The sequence below is a fragment of the Pseudomonas sp. Pse35 genome (assembly GCF_024519715.1).
GTDB classification, from domain to species: Bacteria; Pseudomonadota; Gammaproteobacteria; order Pseudomonadales; family Pseudomonadaceae; genus Aquipseudomonas; species Aquipseudomonas paracarnis.
Genome location: NZ_JALJRP010000006.1, coordinates 117,297 through 139,533 on the forward strand (window position 1 = coordinate 117,297; position 22,237 = coordinate 139,533).

20 protein-coding genes and 1 pseudogene are annotated in these 22,237 nt (G+C 62.1%); 3 read left to right on the forward strand and 18 right to left on the reverse strand.

Translation table 11 applies throughout. The features are described 5' to 3' along the window. Positions 1 to 17: 17 nt before the first annotated feature. From OC445_RS07740 to OC445_RS07795, 12 genes are all read right to left on the reverse strand, one after another. Positions 18 to 2,348 carry an MMPL family transporter gene (locus OC445_RS07740; protein WP_262020045.1) on the reverse strand — a complete coding sequence of 777 codons (2,331 nt, stop codon included), beginning with the start codon at positions 2,346 to 2,348 and terminating at the stop codon, positions 18 to 20. Further along, positions 2,320 to 3,003, reverse strand: a complete 684-nt coding sequence (locus OC445_RS07745; protein WP_198790487.1) for an outer membrane lipoprotein carrier protein LolA — start codon at positions 3,001 to 3,003, stop codon at positions 2,320 to 2,322. The genes OC445_RS07740 and OC445_RS07745 overlap by 29 nt, the downstream gene beginning before the upstream one ends. Continuing rightward, positions 3,000 to 3,425 (reverse strand): acyl-CoA thioesterase, encoded by a 426-nt coding sequence (locus OC445_RS07750; RefSeq protein WP_034125591.1) that lies wholly within the window; start codon positions 3,423 to 3,425, stop codon positions 3,000 to 3,002. Before OC445_RS07750 ends, OC445_RS07745 begins: the two co-directional genes overlap by 4 nt. Beyond that, positions 3,418 to 4,959: a histidine ammonia-lyase gene (gene hutH, locus OC445_RS07755; protein ID WP_060764889.1), complete on the reverse strand. Its 1,542-nt coding sequence runs from the start codon at positions 4,957 to 4,959 to the stop codon at positions 3,418 to 3,420. The genes OC445_RS07750 and hutH overlap by 8 nt, the downstream gene beginning before the upstream one ends. Then, complete coding sequence (locus OC445_RS07760) at positions 4,943 to 5,878, reverse strand: glycosyl transferase (protein WP_259284901.1); 936 nt, start codon at positions 5,876 to 5,878, stop codon at positions 4,943 to 4,945. The genes hutH and OC445_RS07760 overlap by 17 nt, the downstream gene beginning before the upstream one ends. Continuing rightward, positions 5,875 to 6,609 carry a glycosyltransferase family 2 protein gene (locus OC445_RS07765; RefSeq protein WP_060764890.1) on the reverse strand — a complete coding sequence of 245 codons (735 nt, stop codon included), beginning with the start codon at positions 6,607 to 6,609 and terminating at the stop codon, positions 5,875 to 5,877. Before OC445_RS07765 ends, OC445_RS07760 begins: the two co-directional genes overlap by 4 nt. 161 nt (positions 6,610 to 6,770) lie before the next feature. Next, complete coding sequence (locus OC445_RS07770; protein WP_262020046.1) at positions 6,771 to 8,441, reverse strand: AMP-binding protein; 1,671 nt, start codon at positions 8,439 to 8,441, stop codon at positions 6,771 to 6,773. Next, entirely contained in the window at positions 8,438 to 8,983 is a 546-nt protein-coding gene (locus OC445_RS07775) for a membrane protein (RefSeq protein ID WP_014716602.1), read from the reverse strand. Before OC445_RS07775 ends, OC445_RS07770 begins: the two co-directional genes overlap by 4 nt. After that, the gene (locus OC445_RS07780) at positions 8,980 to 9,234 is read right to left on the reverse strand and encodes an acyl carrier protein (protein ID WP_003187949.1); all 255 of its coding nucleotides are present in this window, start codon (positions 9,232 to 9,234) and stop codon (positions 8,980 to 8,982) included. Before OC445_RS07780 ends, OC445_RS07775 begins: the two co-directional genes overlap by 4 nt. A 9-nt stretch (positions 9,235 to 9,243) precedes the next feature. Continuing rightward, on the reverse strand, positions 9,244 to 9,513 hold the full coding sequence (locus OC445_RS07785) for a phosphopantetheine-binding protein (RefSeq protein WP_034125597.1): 270 nt from the start codon (positions 9,511 to 9,513) through the stop codon (positions 9,244 to 9,246). Then, positions 9,491 to 10,303 (reverse strand): lysophospholipid acyltransferase family protein, encoded by an 813-nt coding sequence (locus tag OC445_RS07790; RefSeq protein WP_003187953.1) that lies wholly within the window; start codon positions 10,301 to 10,303, stop codon positions 9,491 to 9,493. Before OC445_RS07790 ends, OC445_RS07785 begins: the two co-directional genes overlap by 23 nt. Beyond that, positions 10,279 to 10,998, reverse strand: a complete 720-nt coding sequence (locus OC445_RS07795; protein ID WP_054896224.1) for a beta-ketoacyl synthase chain length factor — start codon at positions 10,996 to 10,998, stop codon at positions 10,279 to 10,281. Before OC445_RS07795 ends, OC445_RS07790 begins: the two co-directional genes overlap by 25 nt. Positions 10,999 to 11,314: 316 nt before the next feature. Between OC445_RS07795 and OC445_RS07800 the strand changes: the two genes are divergently transcribed. Continuing rightward, positions 11,315 to 12,085: a ParA family protein gene (locus OC445_RS07800; RefSeq protein WP_034125599.1), complete on the forward strand. Its 771-nt coding sequence runs from the start codon at positions 11,315 to 11,317 to the stop codon at positions 12,083 to 12,085. 205 nt (positions 12,086 to 12,290) lie between these two features. Here OC445_RS07800 and trxC read toward each other — a convergent pair whose 3' ends face one another. After that, on the reverse strand, positions 12,291 to 12,725 hold the full coding sequence (gene trxC / locus OC445_RS07805; RefSeq protein WP_034125600.1) for a thioredoxin TrxC: 435 nt from the start codon (positions 12,723 to 12,725) through the stop codon (positions 12,291 to 12,293). 217 nt (positions 12,726 to 12,942) lie between these two features. Between trxC and OC445_RS07810 the strand changes: the two genes are divergently transcribed. Beyond that, positions 12,943 to 13,239 carry a type II toxin-antitoxin system HigB family toxin gene (locus OC445_RS07810; RefSeq protein WP_003187960.1) on the forward strand — a complete coding sequence of 99 codons (297 nt, stop codon included), beginning with the start codon at positions 12,943 to 12,945 and terminating at the stop codon, positions 13,237 to 13,239. Then, entirely contained in the window at positions 13,236 to 13,637 is a 402-nt protein-coding gene (locus OC445_RS07815; protein WP_034125602.1) for a type II toxin-antitoxin system HigA family antitoxin, read from the forward strand. Before OC445_RS07810 ends, OC445_RS07815 begins: the two co-directional genes overlap by 4 nt. Positions 13,638 to 13,641: 4 nt before the next feature. Here OC445_RS07815 and selO read toward each other — a convergent pair whose 3' ends face one another. From selO to OC445_RS27095, 5 genes and pseudogenes are all read right to left on the reverse strand, one after another. Continuing rightward, positions 13,642 to 15,105, reverse strand: coding sequence for a protein adenylyltransferase SelO (gene selO / locus OC445_RS07820; RefSeq protein WP_072445847.1), 1,464 nt, complete (start codon positions 15,103 to 15,105; stop codon positions 13,642 to 13,644). A 48-nt stretch (positions 15,106 to 15,153) separates the two neighbouring features. Next, the gene (gene mscK / locus OC445_RS07825; RefSeq protein WP_262020047.1) at positions 15,154 to 18,537 is read right to left on the reverse strand and encodes a mechanosensitive channel MscK; all 3,384 of its coding nucleotides are present in this window, start codon (positions 18,535 to 18,537) and stop codon (positions 15,154 to 15,156) included. Between the two features lie 49 nt (positions 18,538 to 18,586). Beyond that, entirely contained in the window at positions 18,587 to 20,329 is a 1,743-nt protein-coding gene (locus tag OC445_RS07830) for a potassium/proton antiporter (RefSeq protein ID WP_034125605.1), read from the reverse strand. Between the two features lie 242 nt (positions 20,330 to 20,571). After that, complete coding sequence (locus tag OC445_RS27090) at positions 20,572 to 21,444, reverse strand: methyl-accepting chemotaxis protein (protein ID WP_370694794.1); 873 nt, start codon at positions 21,442 to 21,444, stop codon at positions 20,572 to 20,574. A gap of 30 nt (positions 21,445 to 21,474) precedes the next feature. Beyond that, positions 21,475 to 22,197: pseudogene (locus OC445_RS27095) on the reverse strand (MCP four helix bundle domain-containing protein); the annotation flags it as partial. Between the last annotated feature and the right edge of the window lie 40 nt (positions 22,198 to 22,237).

Genomic DNA, 22,237 nt, shown 5'->3' on the forward strand with positions numbered 1-22,237 from the left:
ATGGGCGCTAATCACATTCATAAGGCGTGTTTCTGCCGACCGGCCCAGGGCGCCAGCATAAAGCTGAACGCCAGGCCCAGGCTGACAGACAAGCCGAAATTGCTCACGGCCGGTGTACTAGAGACGGCCAGCAGGCCGAACGACAACCAGGTCGTCAGCGCCGCCAGCAGCGTTCCCAACAGGCTGACGGCAGGGCCGCCGATCTGCTCGCGCATTAAAATCGCATAGTCGACGCTGATGGCCGTGACCAGCAGCAGGCCAAACAGGCTGAACAAAGTCAGCGGCTGGCCCAGCCAACCGAGGCTGGCCAGGCTGCACAACGCAGCCAGCAGCGGCAAGGCAACGATACGTAAGGCGCCGCCAAAGCCGAAGGGCGCAATCAGCAATAGCACGATCAGCACGCAAGACAGCAACTTCAATTCGGCAGCGCTGATCTGCGTGTCGGCAAACACCCGGTTCAAGTCACCCAAGCGGTCCACCAACTGCACGCCGGGCAAGTCCAGTGCCTGCACCCGCAGCAGCGCCGGGTTGTTCAAGCCTTGCAGGCTGACCATGGCCGCCACGCCACCGTCCACCGGGCCCAGCCACAGCGTGCGCCACGGCTCGGCCAGCGGGCCTTGCAATGCGGCGCCGATGTCTGCGGTGGGCAGCGCCTGCAACTGCGCCACTTCGGCTTGCAGGGCGCTGAGGGGCACGCCGAGGTCCAGTAGCGGTTGCCAGTGCGGCGCCAGGTTGTTCAGCGCCTCGCGCAACTGTTGTTGTTCGGCGGGGAGGTTGACCAGTTGATTGAGCGCCAGGTAGCCCTGGAGCTTGTCCATCTGCACCAACTGGTCCAAGCGTTTGCCCAGGGCGGCCTGGCGCTCCAGCAACTGCTGCTGATTGTCCGCTCGCACCAGGAAAAACTGGCTGGTGGGCTGGAACCCGGTGATGCGCGCCACGGCCTGGGCTTCGTGCAGCAACTGCGGCGGCGCACCGATCCATTGGCGGATATCGTTTTTAGTGTTCAGTTGCCACAGGCCCGCCGCGCAGAACAGCAGCACCCCCACCAGCAGTACCGAACTGGGCACGCGTTTGAGCAAGGCCGTGCGCAGCTGCCATAGGCTTTGGGCGACACGCAGCGGCCATTGCGCCGGGCGCAGTTCCACGCCCTTGAGCAGCGCGGGCAACAGGCACACGGCGCACAAATAGGCACCGACCAAACCGGCAGCCGAGAACACCGCAATCTGGGTCAGCGCCGGGAAAGGCGTCCAGGCCAGCGCCAGGTAGCCGATAGCGCTGGTGGCCAGGCTCAGGCTTAGCCCTGGCAGGGTCAGGCGCAACGCCGGCCAACTGCGCCACGGCTGCAGGCTCCAGCTTTTGGACAGGTAATGCAGCGGGTAATCCACTGCCACGCCGATCAGGCTGGAACCCAGCACCAGGGTCATCACATGCATATGCCCAAACAGCGCCACACATGCCACCGCGCCAAACAGCATGCCCACCAGTACCGGCACGAATGCCAGCAACACCCGCCAGCGTCGGAACGCCAGCAGCAGTAATAACAGGATGCCCAGGGTGGCGCCGCCGCCGACCCAGGTCATTTCCCGAGTGGCCTGCTGTTGCCCGTTGGCCGCATAGAGCAAACCGCTGGCGGCGAGCAGCTGCGCGCCGTGTGCGCTGGCTTGCTCGCGGCTGGCCTTCAGCAAGTCCGCCACTTGCAGCGGCAACTTCATGTCGAAGGCGTTGCCGGTAGTGCGGGCCCGCAGCAGCACCCAGCTTTTGCCGTCGGCATCGGCGATCAAGGCGCCGCTGCCGATGTCCATTTGCACCGCACCGTGTTGCGGTTGGCTGTTCTGGATGCGCCCGGTGAGGCCGAGCCAATCGTCCTGGCTTGGCACCAGGCTGAAACCGGTGAAGGGGTCGAACAGCGATTGCACGCGTTGCTGGATGAACGCCTCAGGCTGCTGGATCAGTTGTTCGCGGTCCTTGGACGAGAGCATCGACAAACGCCCACGCAGCAGTTGTTCGCGCAACGCTGGCAAGTCGGCTTGCAGGTTCCACTGCACCTTTTCAAACAGGCCGCTGGCCTGCCAACGCTCACCCAGTTGCTGCGCCACGGCCACCGCTTGCTGGCGGTCGGCATGCCCCACCAGTACCAGCATTTCGCGGTTGAGCGGCTCTTGCATGCGCTGTTCGGCTTGCAGTTCCAAGGCGTCCGGCGTGCTGCCGGGCACCAGTTCCATCAGGTTGGCCGACAACGGCGCGCCGTCACGCCACTGCCAGCCTGCCAGGGCCAGCACGGCCACCAGCAAGGTCAGGAACAGGCGCGGCAGCAGGCGCTCACTGGGCAAAGTCGTGTTGCTCCGCATTGCTCACCGGCTGGTCGGCGGTACTGTCCTGCATGCGCAACAGCGTGCTGTCGCCTTGGGTTTCCAGCAGTTCAATGGTGCGCACCAGTGCGCCACCGTCGATATTGATCTGGGTGAACACTTGCTTGAGCAGCAGCGAACGCGGGGTCAGCGTGAGCTTCCATTGTTGGGCCTCGCCTTGCAGTTGCAGGTCGAAGTCGCGCTGCAGGCCACTGCTGTCGCCCTGCAGTACCGCCAGGAACAAACGATTCTGTTCGGCGCCGGCACTCTTGTTTGGCAGTAGTTGCCAGCCATTGGCGTCACGGCGGGCAATGCCTTGGGAGGTGATGCGGTAGTCCTGTTGCAGCGGAGTTTTCAACAGCCACAGCAGGCCGTGATCCTTGGCGAGCACGAAGGTGCCTTTGCTCACCAATGGCTGGGGCAGGGCGCGCAGGTGCTTTTCCTGGGTGAAGTTGCCGTGGATCACGGAGGGTTTGGCAAGCTGATCGCTCAACTGCTGCAAGTCAAAAGCCTGGGCGCTGAAGCTCAGCAACAACGCAGCCACCGTAGGAGCGAGCTTGCTCGCGAAAAACCTGAGGGCCCCACGGGGTGTCAGGCGCCCCGCGTTATCGTTGGCGATCTTCGCGAGCAAGCTCGCTCCTACAGGGGGTCTCATTCCAGGGCTCTCTCTACGGCGTCGGTAAAGACTTTGGGCGAGGCAAGCTGCATTTCGCGACTGGCGATTTGCACCGCCACTTGCACGGTGCTGGCGCGGGTCAAGCGCTCGCCGCTGGCCAGGTCGGTGATCAAATAATTGACCTTCAAACGATTCTCCCACTCCACCAGGCTGGCGCGCACATTGATGGTCTGGCCGAAGGTCGCGCCACGCACATAACGTAGCTGCATGTCGATCACCGGCCAGGCGTAGCCGGCTTCGAGCATCGCCGTATAGTTATGGCCGATCTTGTCCAGCAACGCACAGCGCGCCACTTCCAGGTACTTCACGTAATGCCCGTGCCACACCACGTTCATGGTGTCGATGTCGAAAAAAGGCACAAGGATTTCAGTGTCGCTGTGCAACACGCCGGGGCTACGCATGCAGCCTCCAGTGTTGCGCGGCGATACGTTGCAGGCACAGGCGCAGTTCGCCTTCCAGGGCGCGGTCTTCGATGACCGGCGCAAAGTCCTGGGCCAGTTCGGCGTGCATCGCGGCCAGTGCTGGTGGCAGTGGGCGGGCATCCTCGGCCTGGGCGCGCAGCCACACGCCTTGGTTGGCGGCGAGCAAGGTCGCGGCGGCAACCTGTTCGGTCAACTCCAGCACGCGGATCGCATCGCGGGCAGCGATGGTGCCCATGCTCACCTTGTCCTGGTTATGGCACTCGGTGGAGCGCGAGAACACGCTGGCCGGCATGGTGTTTTTCAGCGCTTCGGCGGTCCAGGCGCTGGTGCCGATCTGCACGGCCTTGAAGCCGTGGTTGATCATGGCGCGGTCAGCCGGGGCGCCTGAGAGGTTGCTCGGCAGGCCATGGTTGTAGCGCACGTCCACCAACAGTGCGAGCTGGCGGTCGAGCAGGTCGGCAACGTTGGCGACCAGGGTCTTGAGGCTGTCCATGGCGAAGGCGATATGCCCGCCGTAGAAGTGCCCGCCATGCAGCACACGTTCTTCTTCGGCGTCGATGATCGGGTTGTCGTTGGCGCTGTTCAGTTCGATCTCGATGAACGAGCGCAGCCAGTTCAGGCTGTCCGCCAATACACCGAGCACATGGGGCGCGCAGCGCAACGAATAACGGTCTTGCAGGCGATGCAGGGGGGCGGTGGGCGCGTCGATGGCCAGGTCCTTGCGCAGCCACGCGGCGACTTGCATCTGCCCAGGGTGCGGCTTGGCGGCGAACAGGCGTTCGTCGAAGTGTTCCGGGTTACCTTGCAGCGCCACCACGTTGAGCGCGGTGATGCGCGTGGCCAGTTGCAACAGGTAGTCGGCGCGGGCAAAGGCCAGGCAGGCCAGGCCAGTCATCACCGCGGTGCCGTTCATCAGTGCCAGGGCTTCCTTGGGCCGCAATACCAGCGGCTCCCAGCCCAGCTCGCGGTGTACGTCGGCCGCCGGGCGGCGTTTGCCACGGAACAGCACTTCACGTTCGCCGGACAAGGTCGCAGCCACATAGGACAGCGGCGTCAGATCACCACTGGCGCCCACCGAGCCTTCTTCCGGGATCAGTGGCAACACATCGTTTTCGAGGAAGGCATGCAGGCGTTCCAGCAGTTCCACACGCACCCCGGACACGCCATGGCACAGCGACTGCAAACGCGCCGCCAGTACGGCGCGAGTAGCCTGGGCATCAAGCAATTTGCCCAGGCCGCAACCGTGAAAGGTGTACAGATGACGCGGCAAGGCTTCGACGTGCTCCAGCGGCACCGCCACTACGCAGGAGTCGCCGTAGCCGGTGGTCACGCCGTAGATCACGCCTTCCTTGTCCAGCAGCGAGTCGAGGAACTGCGCGCCCTTGGCGATGCGTTGGCGGTACGCGGCATCGTCCTGCAGGCGAGTGGGCACCTGGCGGTTGGCCAGGGCCAGCACGTCTTCGATGCGCAGGGGGCGTTCACCAAAGGTGATGGGCTCAAGAGGCGTCGTCATCGGTCTTCCAGAAAGGGTAAAAGTTGAACCATTGTTGGGGCGCTTGCAGGCAGAACTGGCCCAGGCGTGCGGCGTAGCGGGTGGTCCATTCGGCAATGACTTGCTCACGGGTGCTGCGCTTCCATTCGATCAAATCGGCAAAGGGCTCGATAGTCAGGCGATAGCGGTCCTGGTGCTTGAGACACATCAGCAGATTGACCGGGCACTTGAGCAAGCCCGCCAGCAGCCATGGGCCTTGGGGAAATGCCGCCGTGTGTCCGAGGAAGTCCACGCGCACCGTGCGCCCGCCGTGCAGCGGGATGCGGTCGCCGGCAATCGCCAGCCACTCGCCATCGTCCAGGCGCTGGCTGAGCAGCAGCATGGTGGCCGGGTCCAATTCGCTGACCTGGATCAGGCGCAAATGGGTCGCGCCGGCCTCGCCCAGCAGACGGTTGAAACGCTCGGCGTGCTTGGTGTGCACCAGCACATTCATGGTGACCTGCTCACCAATCTCCGCGAGGGCGCGGCACACTTCCAGGTTACCCAGGTGCGCGCCCACCAGCATTTGCCCGCGCTCGCCACGCAGTTGGCTGCGTAACTGTGCCGGGTCGTTGATTTCGATTTGCTCCAGGCGCAGCTTGCCGTTCCACACGTCCAGCTTGTCGAGCAGCGAATCGGCGAAGGCCATGAACTGGGCAAAGACTGTGCGGTGGCTCGGCAGCAAGTCATCGCGCCCGCTCCATTGCGCCAGCCGCTGCTGGTATTGCCAGGCGCTGTGGCGTGCGGTGCGGCCGAACAGGAAGAAGTAAAAGACGATGCTGTAGAGCAACGGGCTCAATAGGCGACGGCCGAGGACTTTGACCGCGACCGCGGTGAATTTCATCAGCCAGAAGCTGCCGCGTTCCTCGCGGTCGGCCCAATGCTTGGTGCTGTCGTTCATGCTTGCCACCGTCGCCACAGGATCATCGGCGCGCGCACGAGCATGCCGAAGAACAACCGCGTGTGCATGGCGCTGATGCGCAGGTTGTCACGCAACAAGCGAAAGTGCGACAGGCCGTCGGTGGGGTAGTGCACCTGGGTGGGCAGCCAGCGCATCGGCTGGTTGCGCCAGGCCAGGCGTACCAGGATGTCCGAGTCGAAATCCATGTGCGTGCCAATGTAGGCCGAGTCCATCAGCGCCAGGGTCGGCGCCAGTGGGTACACGCGAAAGCCGCACATCGAGTCGCGAATCTCAAGCGATAGGGTATTGATCCACACCCACACGTGGGTCAGGTAACGTGCGTACAGGCGACCCTTGGGCACGCTGTCGTCGTATTCGGGGTAGCCGCAGATGACGGCCTCGGGGTGCTGGCGTGAGGTGTGGATAAAGGTCTGGACTTCGCGCAGGTCGTGCTGGCCATCGGCGTCCACTTGCAGGGCGTGGGTATAGCCCTGCCGTGCTGCTTCGCGAAAACCGGCCATCACGGCGGCGCCCTTGCCCTGGTTGCTGGGCAGGGTCAGCAGGGTGACGTTATCCAGCGTCGCCAACTGCGCCAGCACGGCTGCGCACGCGGCGCTGCTGCCATCGTCCACCAAGAGGCAGGGCAGGCCGCTCTTCAGCACACTGTGGACCACGGCCGGCACGGCGGCTTCGTGGTTGTATACCGGGATCAAAGCGCAGGGGTTATGCATATTCAAAGCCTGCGCAAACCCCGTGGCGAGGGAGCTTGCTCCCGCTGGGCTGCGAAGCAGCCCCAATGGAGGCGACCGAGATCATCCTGGGAGTGGGTGATGCCTGGGTTGGGAGCGCTTCGCACTCCAGCGGGAGCAAGCTCCCTCGCCACAAGAACAGGTTATGCATGCGCGGCCTCCAGCACGATCCGCCCGCTTGAGCACGCTGCAACCCCATTGCGATAGGCGAAGTACAGTTTGCTACGCTCCCGATCAAAGCGCAGATGCAATTCGATGTGATCGCCCGGGCGCACCAGTTGCTGGAACTTGAGCACTTCCATGCCGGCGAACCGGGTTGGCAGGTCGAGCAATTGTTGGCCCAGGTTGAACGCCCATTCCACCTGCACCACCCCCGGCAATACCGGGGTGACCGGGAAGTGCCCGCTGAAATAGGCCAGGTCCGGTGGGATGCTCAGTTGCAAGGTCCATTCACCTTCGGTTTCGACTTGTGCCAACACCTCAGGCCCCTTGGGGCGAGGCGCCAGCAACAAGGCTTCGATATCGGCCTGGGGCAATTTGCCCTGGCTGTTCAGCGGCAGTTGGCGCAACAAGCGCCAGCGGCGTGGCAAGGCCAGGGCTTCGCAATGTTGGCTCAGGTGCTGGCGCAGGGTCTGGGTGAGCGTGCGGCGTCCCTGGTTGCGCAAGGCATGCAGCCCCGCGTCGGTGAGCACCACCACGGCACCCAGGGACGCACGGTTTTCCTGCACCACGCCCAGGCGGGTGTCGCACACCCATTCATGTGCGATCAGCGCTTGTTCCAACATCGGCAGGGAGATGCGTTTTTCTTCCAGCTTGACGATACGGTCCAGGCGGCCCAGCAGTTCGAAGCGCCCATCGGCATGCAGGCGAACGGCGTCGGCTGTCTGTTCGACATGCCCTTCGGGCAAGTACTTTGAGGCGATGCGTAAAGCGCCGTCGGCATCCTGGCTCAGTTGCACGTCGGCAAACGGCTGCCAGGGTTGCGCACCCTGGCGCCAGGCGATGCCGCCGGTTTCCGAGCTGCCGAGGATTTCTGTGGGCCATTGCTGTAAACGGTCGTAGAGGCTGCCGGCCGCATCAACCGGCAACGCGCCACCGGAGGAAAATACCCTTGCAACCTGGCTCAGTGCCGGCCAGTCGAGGTTGTCGCCCATGCGCTTGAGCAGCGCCGGGCTGGCCACCCAGGCAAATTGCGGGTGCTCACGGCTGGCGCGCTGCATGTCTTCGGGGAACGCCAGTTGCTTGCGTACAAAGGTGCGGCCGGCACACAGCGGCCACAACACGCGAAACAGCAAGCCGTAGATATGCTGGGTAGCGACGCTGCCGATGATGCAGGCGTCCTTGAGATCTTTGCCCCACAGGGCTTCCAGCGCCTCTACTTCATTGGCCAACTGGCGCAGGGACTTGTCGATGCGCTTGGGCTCGCCGCTGGAGCCGGAGGTGCACAGGCTCAGTTGGCAGTTGTCCAGGTCGAGGGCGGCGGCACTCAAGGGCGCTTGATACAGCGCATCCAGGTCGCTGGCTTCGACCAGCCAGGCATCCACGGCGTCGGCCCAGCGCTGGCCCGTCTTGGGTTGCAGGTCGGCGGGCAGCAGTACGCTCGCACCGGCCCGCCAGGCGCCCAGCAGCGCAATCGCCAGCAGGCCGGCGTCTTCCAGGTGCACGGCCAGGCGCCGGATACCCCGGGCCTTGAGGCCTGCGGCGAGGCTCAGGGAGTGCTCGCACAGTTGCGCGTGATTCATGAGGGGCTCGGCGGTCACCCCGCGATCTTGCAGTGGCTCAAGCAGCAAGTGCTCAAGTTTCAACCCTTTCATACGCGGCCTCGAACCCTTTGTCGTACCAGCCATTCCACGGCAAACAACAAGCCCATCAACCCGTAGGCGATCAGGCCGTTGTACAACGTCCACCAGCTCAGCGGCGCCCACAGGGTGAGCGCGGCGGCGAGCAGGCCATTACAGAGAAAAAACACACTCCACACGAGCGTGACCCGGCGGGTATACACCACCGCGTGGGGCGGCAGGTGCGGGTCGGTCATGCGTGCCAGGCGCTCGACCATCGGCGGGCCGTACTTCAGGCTCAGGCCGAACAGCGCCAGCATGAATCCGCTGACCAGGCTCGGGTACCAACGCAGCCACTGGGGGTTATCGAACCATGCCAGTGCCAGGCAAAACACGATCACCACCACCGCCATCCAACGGCTGCCCGGGCGCCGCGCAGCGGTGAGCGCGCGCAACAGCCACAGGCTGCCCAGCAGCAAGCCGAACTGCCAAGGTGCAAAGTGCTCGGTGCCGTAATACACCGCGAAGGGGTACAGCAGCCCCGCCAATAACAGGCCAAGGCCGATCAGCCGGCTCATGCGGCGGGCTGGACCAGACGGTACACCGCCTCTACCACGTCGTTCACCGTGCGTACCGCCTTGAACTCTTCGGCGGCGATTTTCTTGCCGGTCTGGCGCTTGATGTGGTCGATCAGGTCCACGGCGTCGATGCTGTCGATTTCCAGGTCCTGGTACAGGTTGGCGTCGAGGGTGACGCGTTCCGGGGGCAGTTCAAACAGTTCCACCAAGGCGTCGCGCAGGGTGTTGAAGATATCGTCACGAGTTTGCATGGTACGGTCTCAAGCTGCCTGTCGGGCCGTGACGAACGCCGCAAGGCTGGCCACGTTGGTGAAGTGATTGCGGGTGTCCTTGGCGTCGGCATCGATTTTGATGCCGTATTTTTTCTGGATCGCCAGGCCCAATTCCAGCGCATCGACCGAATCCAGGCCCAGGCCTTCGCCAAACAGGGTCTGGTCGCTGCCAATATCGTCGGGGCTGATGTCTTCCAGGCCCAGGGCCTCGATGATCAGCGTCTTTATGTCGTGCTCAAGGCGGTGTTGGTCGCTCATCTTCGGCGAGCTCCTTAATGAAATAGTGATGCAGGTGATCGTTGAGCTTGCGTGAAGCCTGGGGCGCGGGCCCGACTGCGGCAAACGCTTGTGGCTCTATATCGGCGCCCACGCGCAAACTGAAGTGAAATCGACGGTGGGGGATGCGATACCAGGGTTCGGCCTTGGTCAGGGTGGTGGGGCTGACCTTGATCACCACCGGCGTGATGATTGTCGCACCACGCAGCGCAATGGCTGCACCGCCGCGATGAAAGGCCGGCGCTGCGCCCGGCGTGGTGCGGGTGCCTTCGGGAAAGATGATCAGCGTCTGGCCGGCGCGCAGGGCGTCGGCTGCGGCATCGAGCATGTCGGCACTGCCGTCGTTGCTGATATAGCCGGCATCGCGCACCGGGCTGCGGGTGAACGGGTTCTGGAACAGGCTCTGCTTGACCACGCAGTTGGTCTGGCGCATCAGGCCGATCAGGAACACCACGTCGATCAGCGACGGGTGGTTGGCGACGATCATCTGGCCAGGGCGGCCAAGCTTTTCGGCTCCCTCGACGCTGTAGGTGAGAATGCCCAGGCCCTTCATCAAGCGAATAAAAAACCAGAACAGGCAACTGATGGTGTGGCGTGCGCGCCGTTGATGCTGGCTGGCATCGCCCGGCAGGCAACTGAGCAGCGGAAACACCAGCAAACGCAGGCACAGCCCGCCGATGCCAAACAGGCAAAAGCTGAGGGCCGTGGCGAACAGGCGCCAGTAATAGGCCTGCCGTGGCTTGTGGGTCAGGGCTTGCGTTGCCAGTTCCATACTCGGTTCTTCCAGGCATGTTGGCAGGCGCCCTGTTCGGTCAGCAGGGTGCGCAGCAGGTTCAGGGCGTGGGGCCACTGGGTTTGAGTGAGTTGGACAGTGCCGGTGGTGAGTTCCAGTTGCCACTCGTCGCCCGGCGTGAGCAACAGGCCGAGGGCATAGGGGAAGGGCACATCTGTAATCCAGCTGGCGTAGGCGTGTGGCGGTTGTTCTTCAGTGATCACCAGCAATACGGCGGCGGCGCCCTCGTTGAGCAACGCGGCGGCTTCGAGCAGGCCGTGTTCGAGGCCATCGCCGGCGGCGGCGAGGGCGGTCATCTCGCTGGTTTCATTGCGCAGGATCGACCACAGGCCAATTACCGCGTTATGCACCGACAGGCTGAACTGAGTCGGCGACAGCGGCTGCTCGTTGGCCAGGTCGCTGAGAATGTCCAAGGTGCGCGGGGTTTCACCGTGGCGGGAAATAAACACCAGTGGCAGGTCTTCAAGGCCCTCGGCCAGCGGCCAGCCGACGCTGAACGCCATGCGCGCCAGCCGGCTCAGACGACGGCGCTGCATGGCTGGCAAAAATGACACATCGGGGGACGCTTCGCTGACAGGCGGCAACACCGGGTCCCGGCACCAGGCGTACCAGTCGTCCGCACTCGCAAGGCCAGGAGCCCAGGCGCGCCATTGGGCGATGTTGAAGTTGATCACTGAGAAGTTATCCCGCCCCTGCGGGCTTCCATGTGCGGCCAATGGCCCCGGATTCCGGGACAGGGAGCAATGGCCGTATGGCGCGCATTATCCCGGTGCCGTGGGGTTCTAGCAAATAGTGGTGAAAGTTTGTTCACTATTGATCACAAATAAGTTGGAAGAATTTACAGATTATCGGCGAGCGAAGGCCGGACTCGATCGGTGCGCGGTTTCCATTCATTTGTGAGCCAGGCAGCGCGTAAGGATGAACGAGGTAGCTAACCGGCGCTTTCGCGCTCTACACTCGGGAGATTCATTGATACACGGAGGTTTTTCCATGCGGCGCGTGGTGTTCAATCAAAAAGGCGGTGTGGGCAAGTCCAGCATCGCCTGCAACCTGGCGGCGGTCAGCGCCAGCGAAGGTTATCGAACCCTGTTGGTGGACCTCGATGCACAGGCCAACTCAACCCAGTACCTCACCGGGCTGACGGGCGACGACATCCCCATGGGAATCGCGGATTTTTTCAAGCAAACCCTGTCGACGGGGCCGTTTTCGAAGAAAAACAGGGTAGATATCTACGAAACCCCGTTCGATAATCTGCATGTGATCACCGCCACCCCGGAACTGGCCGACCTGCAGCCCAAGCTTGAGGCCAAGCACAAAATCAACAAGCTGCGAAAGCTGCTGGATGAACTGAGCGAAGATTACGACCGAATCTACCTGGATACGCCTCCAGCGCTGAATTTTTACGCGGTTTCGGCGCTGATTGCCGCCGATCGCGTACTGATCCCCTTCGATTGCGACAGCTTTTCCCGCCAGGCCCTGTATGGCCTGCTGGCTGAGATCGAAGAATTGAAGGACGACCATAACGAAGGCCTTGAAGTGGAAGGCATCGTGGTCAACCAATTCCAGGCACGGGCGAGCCTGCCGCAACAGATTCTCGATGAATTGATTGCCGAAGGGCTGCCGGTACTGCCGGTGTACCTGGCCAGCTCCGTGCGTATGCGCGAGTCGCACCAGGAGAGCAAGCCGCTGATCCACCTGGACCCACGGCATAAGCTGACGCAGCAGTTCGTAGACCTGCACAACCTGCTGGAAAACGCCTGACCCAACAGGCAACACCGAACACGGTGGGAGCCGGGCTTGCCGGTTACGGCCTGACAGCCCACGCTGATCGAGATGAGGCACCGCGATCCAAATGTGGGAGCTGGCTTGCCTGCGAAGATATCGACTCGGTGTGCCTGAATCACCGAGTTGACTGCATCGCAGGCAAGCCAGCTCCCACATTGACCGAGTTGATTGAGGGGGATGTTTACACCCCCTGGCTGCTCAACCAACTCATCAACTGCGGCAACGGGAATGCCCCGCTCTGGCGCGCCACTTCGCGGCCGTTCTTGAACAGAATCAAACTGGGAATCGAGCGAATCCCCAATTGCGCCGACAGCTGCTGGTTAGCCTCGCTGTCCAGCTTCGCCAGCCGGCACTTGCCTTCCAACTGCCCGGCGGCCTGTTCGAATACCGGCGCAAACGACTTGCACGGCCCGCACCAGTCGGCCCACACATCGACCAGGAGCGGCAGGTCGCCCTTGATCTGGTTGGCATAGTCACCCTGTTTCAAATCAAAGGGTTTGTTCAGCAACACCGACTGCTTGCAGCGCCCGCACTTGGGCGCATCACCCAGGCGTTCGCCGGGGATGCGGTTGAGGCCGTTGCAATGAGGGCAGGGGATGACAAGAGGTTCGGACATCGGAGGCTCCTGGGGTTTGGCCAGTTGGGTATTTGGTGTCGAGACAGAGGTTTATCAAGGATATAGATACTTATTCGCTCACATTTTCGTCCTCGCCAGCGTGAACGGTGTGGCTAGGCTTTTTGTTGTGCACCACCGGTCTGTTTGCGGCTATAGCAAATTGCGATAGTTCGAATTCAGGTTTAACCTTCATAGCAAGATGCGATAAGGACGTTGCATGCGAGTCATCAGTGAAAGCAGGATCTGGGAAGCAAAAGGAAAATGGCCGCGCTCTGCAACAGCTCTGGATCAGTGGTATCGCGTGATCAAGCGCAACGCCCCCAAGGACTTTGCCGCAATGAAAGCCATGTTTCCCGCCACCGACAAGGTAGGTGAATTTCATGTATTTGATATTGGCGGTAACAAGCTGAGGTTGATTGCGTCGGTGCAGTATCGAATGCAGCGCGTTTACATCAAACACCTGCTTGACCACCGTGATTATGAGAAAAACAAATGGAAGGAAAAAATCAGATGAGCGCACTTATGCGAGTGGCGGCAGAGCACTGGCAGTTCGTTTCGCCTGTGCTGCGCAAGCCGGAAAACGAGGCAGACTACGACGCATTGGTATGCGGTTTGGATGAGCTATTGAGTCTGGTGGGTGAAGACGAGGACAGCCCGCTGATGAGCCTGGTCGACATTCTGAGCGACTGGATCGAAGCTTATGATCGTGAGCATCGCCCAATGCCCGTAGCCAGCGGGGTCGATGTGCTGCGCTACATGATGCGCGAGCACAATCTTACCCAGAGTGACCTTCCTGGCGTTGGGGCGCAATCGGTTGTCTCGGAGATACTGAGCGGAAAACGCCAGCTCAACGTGCGCCAGATTCGTTGGCTGGCCGAGCGTTTCGGGGTGTCGGTGGAGACCTTTATCTAAGGGGTCACGACGAACAACTAATCTCCAAATGCTTACCCCAATCCGGGGGCCGTTGCGCGTACTGCTCCATGCCCGCTTGTTCCTCAAACGGCCTGGTCAGCACGTCATGCAGCCGCCGCACTTCGCTGTAGTCGCCTGATTCGGCGGCGGTGATGGCGTTTTGGGCCAGGTAGTTACGCAGGATATATAGCGGGTTGACCGCGTGCATGCGCTCACGGCGCTGTTCCTGGGTGTAATCCCCATCCCGTGCAACACGGGCCTTGTACCGCTCGGCCCAGGCATCAAACCCGGCCATGTCGACAAAGTCATCACGCAACCGCGCCACGGCTAACGTCGCCGATTCGTCGCCCAGGCGGCGGAAGAACAGCGTGTAGTCCACACCGCTGTTCTGCATCAGCTTGAGCAAACCCTCCACCAGCGTCTGGTCGTCTTCTTCGGCGGTGGTCAGCCCCAGCCGGCGGCGCATCAGGTCCAGGTAGTGCGCTTGATACAGCGGCAGGTACAGGCCGAGGGCTTCCTTCAGTGCCTCAACGCTGATGAATGGCGTGAGCGCCTGTGCCAAGGCGCTGAGGTTCCACTGCCCGATCGGCACCTGGTTGCTGAAGGAGTAGCGGCCTTCATGATCGGAATGGTTGCAGATGAAGTGCGCGTCAAAATCGTCGAGAAACGCGAAAGGTCCGAAGTCGAAGGTAATGCCCAGGATCGACATGTTGTCGGTGTTCATCACGCCGTGGCAAAAACCATAAGCCTGCCACTTGGCGATCATTTCGGCGTTGCGCTCGACGATTTCGCGGAACATCGCCAGGTAAGGCTCGGGTTGCTCGCGGCATTCGGGGTAGTGCAGGTTCAGCACGTGCTCGGCGAGTTCGGCCTGCTGCTCAGGCTTCTTGGTGTAGTAGAAATATTCGAAGTGTCCGAAGCGAATATGGCTGTGGGCCAGGCGTAAAACCATCGCCCCGCGTTCCTGTTTCTCCCGCCATACCGGCGTGCTGGAACCGATCACGCACAGGGCGCGGCTGGTGGGGATGCCTAGCGCATGCAGGGCCTCGGAGGCGAGGAATTCACGAATCGAAGAGCGCAACACGGCACGCCCGTCGCCCATGCGCGAGTAAGGCGTCATCCCGGCGCCCTTGAGGTGTAAATCCCAATGCTCGCCGGCCTCGTTATAGACCTCGCCCAGCAATAACCCGCGGCCATCGCCCAACTGCGGGGTGTAGCCGCCGAATTGATGCCCGGAATACACCATCGCCCGTGGTTCTGCCTCGGCCCACAGCTTGTGGCCGCCGAACAGCTCGGCAAATACCGGGGTTTCGGCCACGGCCGGGTCGAGATCGAGCAGGGCCATGGCAGCCTTGCTCGCGACGACCAAGCGCGGCTCGTCGAGGGGCTCGGGCAGTACGTGGGTCGAGAATGCGTCGCCCAGGCGTGCGAAGCGGTTGTCGAAGGTCAGTTCGTCGAGGGCTTTCACCGGCCATCTCCAGCAGAATGTCCGAGCATTCTGCTGGGGATAGGGCATTTAGTCGAGTTTGCTGGGTGGCGGCTCCGGCGCATCCACTACTTTGCCCGCAGGTGGCTCTGGGGCGTCGGGCTGGTCGACGGGCTGCACGATGGTCTTGCGCTCATCCTCGGCCGGCACCAGTTTGTATTCCTGGCCGTGGAGGTTTTTCAGGTAGATCTCCATCTGCCGGAACGAGATGTTGATGTGCTGTTTCTTGAACTCACGGTTGATAAAGCGGTTGACCTCGTCGAGCACCGGGTTGCGGTCGCCCAGGTCGCGCACGTGCATGCGCAGCTCATGGTCCAGTGTGCTTTCGCCGAAGTTGAGGAAGTACACATGGGGTTCCGGTTCTTTCAGGACCCGAGGGTTTTCCCGAGCGGCTTTCAGCAACAGTTCCTTCACCAGGTCGAGGTCGGAGCCGTAGTCCACGCCGAGTTTGAGGGTCACCCGAGTGATGGTGTCGGTCAGCGACCAGTTGATCAACTGCCCGGTAATGAAGGTCTTGTTGGGGACAATGATGTCTTTATTGTCGAAGTCGGTAATGGTGGTGGCACGAATACGGATCTTGCTCACCGTACCCGACAGGTTGCCGATGGTAATAGTGTCGCCGATGCGCACCGGGCGTTCGAACAAAATCATGATGCCGGAGATGAAGTTGGCGAAGATCTCCTGCATGCCGAAACCCAGGCCCACCGACAGCGCGGCCACCAGCCATTGCAGCTTGTCCCAGCTCACACCGAGGGTGGAAAGGGTGGTGACAAAGCCCACGCCGGCAATGATATAGGACAGCAAGGTGGTGGTGGCGTAGGCGCTGCCCTGGGCCAAGTCCAGCTTGGACAGCACCAGCACTTCCAGCAGACCGGGCAGGTTGCGCGCCAGGGCGAAGGTGATGCCGATGATGATCGACGCACCGAGCAGGTCGCCGATGCTGATGGGCACCATGCTGATATTCGCACCGGTACCGCTGGTGTATTCGTACAGCGTGACGTTGTCCAGGTAGGAAAATACCGAGATCAGGTCCGACCACACCCAATACAACGCCGCGATAAAGCCGCCGAGCAGGGCCAGGCGGATCAGGCGCATGGACTGTTCGTTGACTTGCTCGATGTCCAGGGTCGGCTCTTCGATCACCGCTTCGCCGTCACCGGCCTCCTTGGCTGCCTGGCGTTTGGCCAGGGCGCGGGCGTAGGCCAGGCGCCGTGCGGCAACACCCAGGCCGCGCACGAAGGTGGCTTCGATCACCAGCCAGAACATCAGCAGGTACAGGGTGTTGATCAGCCGGTCACTGAGTTTCAGTGCGGTGTAGTAATAGCCAAAGCACACGGCAATAAACAGTGCGATGGGCAGGGCGGTGAACACCACGCCGATAGCTTTGCGAAACAACGAGGCCTTTTCGTGGGTCGGGCTGTTCAGCAGCAGGCGGCCCAGCAGCCAGGCCATCAGCCCGTAGCAGGTCAGTACCACGGCGATACCCAACACGTCGTCAGCCAGCGCCGCCGGTTGATGTTCGGCAATCGCGACCACGGCCACCAACGCCAGTACCACCAGCCCGAGCTTGCGTATCCAGCCTTGCAGGAATTCGACCTGCGGCCTCTCCCAGCGAAAGTGCAGCTCCGCCACGCCGCCCGGCGCGAGGATGCGGTAGGCGGTGTAGAACACCAGCCAGGCTTGGGCGATCTGCAGCAAGGCCGCGCCCAGGTTGGCGTTTTGCCCGCGGGCGTCGATCTGCAACGCGTAGCCGCACAGCGCCAGGCCAAGGGCCACGGGCATCGCCAGCAGGATGTTGATCAGGATGGCCTGCGGCGTATGCCACTGGCTGTCGCGCTTGAAGTGGCCGATGTCCTGGTGAACCTTTTTCAGGCGCACATACAGCGCATTGCGTCGCCACAACAGCGCGCCGATCAGCAACAGCAACGGCAGGAACAGCAGTGGGCGTTGGGTCAGGCCGTCATACAGCTCACTGACGCTGGACGCCCAAGGCAGGGTGGTGACCTGTTTGCTCAGATGCGCCGGTACGGTTTCCAGCCATTCAGTGTCCAGCGGCTTGTTGCTGGGGATCCAGAACATTTGCTCGTCGAGCGTGGCCCGCAGGGTGCTGGCGGTGCTGAGCAGTTGTTTCTGGTTCAGTTGCAGGGTGATGGATTCGTTGAGCAGTGCACTCAGCTCGCGGCTCAGACGCTCCAGCAGGTCGCTGCGGGTGATCGCCACTTCCAGCAAGGTGCGGCGCAGTTGCGGGGTGACCTCATCCGGTGGCTGGTTCGCCAGCAGGTTGTCCACATAGGCGCTTGGGGAACTGATCAGCTCACGCTGTTGGTTGACCTCGAACTGATACAGGCGAATGTTGGCGATGTCGTCGGCCAGGTCTTTGTCCACGGTGAGACGCGGCAGGGCCTGCTTTTGTTTATAGAGAATCTTGGACAGCAGCAGGCTGCCCTTGAGCACGTTGATCTGCTCGTCCAGGGCCGAATCGCTTTGGGTCACGGTGTCCAGTTGCTGCTTGGTCTGCAGGTTTTTCTGGGTCAGGTCGTTGAGGCGGTCGGTGCTTTTGAGCAGGTAGTCGGACAGCTTCAGGTTGTCTGCGCTTTCCTTGGCAAGGATGCTACTGCCGCCGGCTTTCTGCGCTTCGATGGACTGTTGGGTCACCGTCTGCTGGGACTGGGCCAGGCGTTTCTGGTTGATCAGGGTTTGCAGGTCCTGGATTTCTTGCTCCAGGCGTGCGGTTTTTTCCTGAATCAGGTCGTGCTGGCTGTTGCCCAGGTCTTGCAGCTGGCTGTTGCCGGCCAATTCCTGGCGGCGCAGGGGAATCAAGGCATTCAGGGCCGCCAGTTCGGCGTTGAGCTGGTTGCGCTGGTCGCCGCTGAGAGGTTTGCCATTGTCTTTGCCAAGCTTGAGCGTCGCGTTGATTTGCTGGATGCGCGTCTGACTGCTGCTGATCTCGGTCTGGGCGCGCTCAGGGCGGGTCTGGGCGGCGATGGTCAGGCTGTTGGCGTCGGCCAGTTCTTTTTGCAGGTCGCCTTGCTGGGTGCTGCGTTGCACCAATAACTGCTCAAGCTGCGGCACCGGCAGGCTGGCGTAGCGTTGGGCCACCGGAATGATTTTGGTGGCCTTGAGGCGCGCCAGCTCACGCTGGTTCTCATTGGTCTGGCGCGGGGCCTCTTCCAGCTGGCGCTTGAGGTCGGCCAGGCGCTGCTCGTAGTCCTGCTGATTGCCCAGGTAGGTCAGGGTCTGTTGCAGGGTCGCCTGCAGCGCCTTCATGTCGGCGTCAGGCAGCTTGCGGTCGGGCAGTTTATCCAGGCTTTGCTGGACGGCTTCGGCGCTGGGCGGGTCGGCGGCGTATACGCTGCCAACACAAAGGGTCAGGCCCAGCAGGGCAGTGGCGAGAAAAGTACGCAGGGTTGGCATAGAGACCGGTCTTGCAAAGTGAAGAATCGGGGCGTCGTTGTCCCGCAGTTTAGAGGAAGAGTCCGGGGCCCGGGCGACTTCCTTCGGGGAATCTGACGCCGACTTTGCCAATCTTGTTCCCGTCCATGACGGCGACGGTCCAGATGGTGTTGTTCCACTCCACCTGGTCGCCGACTACCGGTGCACCGCCAACCTTCTGGGTAATGAAGCGGCTCAATGGCATGTCCGGGTCGATACCTTCAAGCTTGAGCCCGTACAAGGCGGAAACCGCGCCCAGCTGGGCGTCGCCTTCGAGTACGAAGTCACCGAAGAAGCGCAAATCGAGGCCCCGTTGCGGCGCCTGGCTGAACAATTTGCCCAGGGCCGGCAGGTTGTGTTCGTGGCCGATCACACAGAGCAAATCGCCGACTTCCAGCACCGTACTACCCGACGGATGGAGCAGTTGCTGGCCACGAAACAGCGCGGCGATGCGCGTGCCTTCGGGCATTTTCAGCTCGCGCAGGGCCGCGCCGATGCACCATTTTTCGGCGCCCAGGCGGTAGACGAACAGCTCCCACTCGCTGGTAACGTGCACTTCCAGGGCCGCGCGGGAGATCGGCGCCGGGTCTGGCGGTACGGTGACTTTGAGCAACTTGGCCACCCACGGCAGGCTGGTGCCCTGCACCAACAGCGAGACCAGCACGATAAAGAATGCCAGGTTGAAGTACAGCTGCGCATGGGGCAGGCCGGCCATCAGCGGGAACACCGCGAGGATGATCGGTACCGCGCCGCGCAGGCCCACCCAGGCTATAAAGGCTTTTTCGCGCCCGTGGAACGCCTTGAATGGCAGCAGGCCAACCATCACCGACAGCGGCCGGGCAAACAGGATCATCCACAGCGCCAGGCCCAGGGCGGGCAGGGCGATGGGCAGCAAATCGTGAGGCGTGACCAGCAGGCCCAGCACCAAGAACATCCCGATCTGCGCCAGCCAGGCCATGCCGTCGAGCATATGCAAAATGCCATGCCGGCTGCGCACCGGGCGGTTGCCGATGACCAAGCCGCACAGGTACACGGCGAGGAAGCCGCTGCCGTGCAGGGCGTTGGTCAGGGCGAATACGAATAGGCCGCCCGCGATCACAAGGATCGGGTACAGGCCGTTGGCCAGGTTGATGCGGTTGACCAGTTGCAACATCAGCCAGCCGCCGCCCAGGCCTACCAGGCCACCGATGCCGAATTCGCGGATCAGGTGCGTGAGCAGGCTCCAGTGCAGGCCGGTCTGGCCGCTGGCGAGCATGTCGATCAGGGTGACGGTGAGGAACACCGCCATCGGGTCGTTGCTGCCGGATTCGATTTCCAGGCTGGCGCTGACCCGCTCGTTGAGGCCCTTGCCGCCCAGCAACGAGAATACCGCCGCGGCGTCTGTGGAGCCGACGATGGCGCCGATCAGCAAGCCTTGAATGATATTGAGGTTAAACAGCCAGGCCGCGGCCATCCCCGTGAGGCCGGTGGTAATCAACACCCCCACCGTGGCCAGGGACAAGGCCGGCCACAGCGCCACGCGGAAACTCGCCACCCGGGTGCGCAAACCGCCGTCGAGCAGGATCACGGCGAGGGCGAGGTTACCCACCAGATAGGCGGTGGGGTAGTTATCGAAAATGATGCCACCGCCATCGACCCCGGCGGTCATGCCCACGGCCAGGATAATCACCAGGATAGGGATACCCAGGCGTGACGAAAGCGAACTCACCAGAATGCTCGCAGTCACCAGCAACGCGCCGATCAAGAACAGGCTGTTGATGGTCGTCGCATTCAAAGGCAGTACTCCAGGGCAGGGGGAAGACAGGACGCAAACTGACCATGCAGTCTGCGTGCCAGGGATTCTAACCTGTTGAATTGCTGCGCTGTCAAAAAGCTTTTGTGGCTGCACATCGCTCAAATGTAGGAGCTGGCTTGCCTGCGATTGCGGTGTGCCAGGCGCTATGGGCGTTAGCTGACAGATTGCTATCGCAGGCAAGCCAGCTCCCACAAGGTATGCGGTGTGAGCAAAGGCTTATTTCAGAGGCGGAACCTTCCGACCATCCCATTCAGATCCACCGCCAAGCGCGACAACTCACCGCTCGCCGCGCTGGTCTGGCTGGCGCCGGTTGCCGATTGCACCGACAGGTCACGGATATTCACCAGGTTGCGGTCCACTTCCCGCGCCACCTGAGCCTGTTCTTCCGCCGCACTGGCGATCACCAGGTTGCGCTCGTTGATCTCCACAATCGCCGTGTTGATAGTGTCCAGCGACAGGCCCGCGCCTCGGGCGATGTTGAGTGTCGATTCGGCGCGCTCGGTGCTGTTGCGCATCGAATCCACCGCGTGTTCAGTGCCTGTCTGGATGCTGCCGATCATGCGCTCGATTTCGCTGGTGGACTGCTGGGTGCGATGGGCCAGCGCCCGCACTTCATCGGCCACCACGGCGAAACCACGCCCGGCTTCCCCGGCTCGCGCTGCTTCGATCGCGGCGTTCAGGGCCAGCAGGTTGGTCTGGTCAGCCAGGCCACGGATCACGTCCAGCACTTTACCGATATCCCTCGATTCATTGGCCAGGTCGCCAATCAGGGAAGCGGTGGCCTGCACGTCGGTACTCATGCGTTCGATAGCGCTAACGGTTTCCTGCACCAGGTCGCGACCGTCACCGGCGGAGGTGGTGGCATTGCGCGAGGCTTCGGAGGTGCTCACCGCGTTGCGTGCGACTTCTTCCACCGCGCTGGTCATCTCGTTGACGGCAGTGGCGGCCTGTTCGATTTCGTTGTTCTGCTGGGTCAGGCCACGGGCGCTTTCGTCGGTGACCGCATTCAGCTCTTCAGCGGCAGACGCCAGCTGGGTAGCGGAGCCGGCGATACGTTGCAGGGTGTCGCGCAGTTTGTGTTGCATCTTGGCCATGGCCGCGAGCAGGCGCCCGGCTTCGTCGTTGCCGTCCACACTGATCGGGCGCGTCAGGTTGCCTTCGGCCACTTCTTCGGCGGCTTCTAGCGCCTGGGCGATGGGCAGGGTGATGCTGCGGGTCAGCAACCAGGCAAACAGCAAGGTCAGCGCCGTGGCAATCACCAGCAGGCCTACCACCAGGTCAAAGGCCATGTCGTATTGGTCTTTGGCGCGCTGGTTGGTGGCGTTGGCGTCGTCGTTATTGATATCCAGCAAGCGGGTCAAGACCGCATTGACCTGCTCGGAGTTGTCCAGCAACTCGGTGTTGAGCAGGCTGCGCAGCTCGTTGACCTGATTGGCGCGAGACAGGCTCTTCATGCGCTCTTCAATCTGGCGGTACTGGCCCAGCAGGCGCACGTACTCGTTGTAGACGTTGCGCTCTTCGGTGCTGGTGATCAGTTTTTCGTAGATGTCCTGGGCTGTGCGAATCTGTTGATTGCGCAGTTCGAAGGCTTCCAGGGTCTTTTGCTGTACATCCGGCTCGCGGTTGGTCAGCAAGCGGTACGACAGCACGCGCAGGCGCAGGGTCAGTTGGGTGAATTCATCCAGGGCGCGAATGCTGGGCACGCTGGCCGAGGTGATGTCTTCGGTGGCTGCACGAATTTTGCTCATCTGGTTCAGGGCGAACACACCGAGCAACAACATCAAGGCGCCAATAAACGCGAAGCCGAGGAAGGCCCTCGGGGCGATATTCATATTACGAAGAGACATGCTGGAGTCCTGGGGGAGGCGCTATCCATGCGGCCATGAG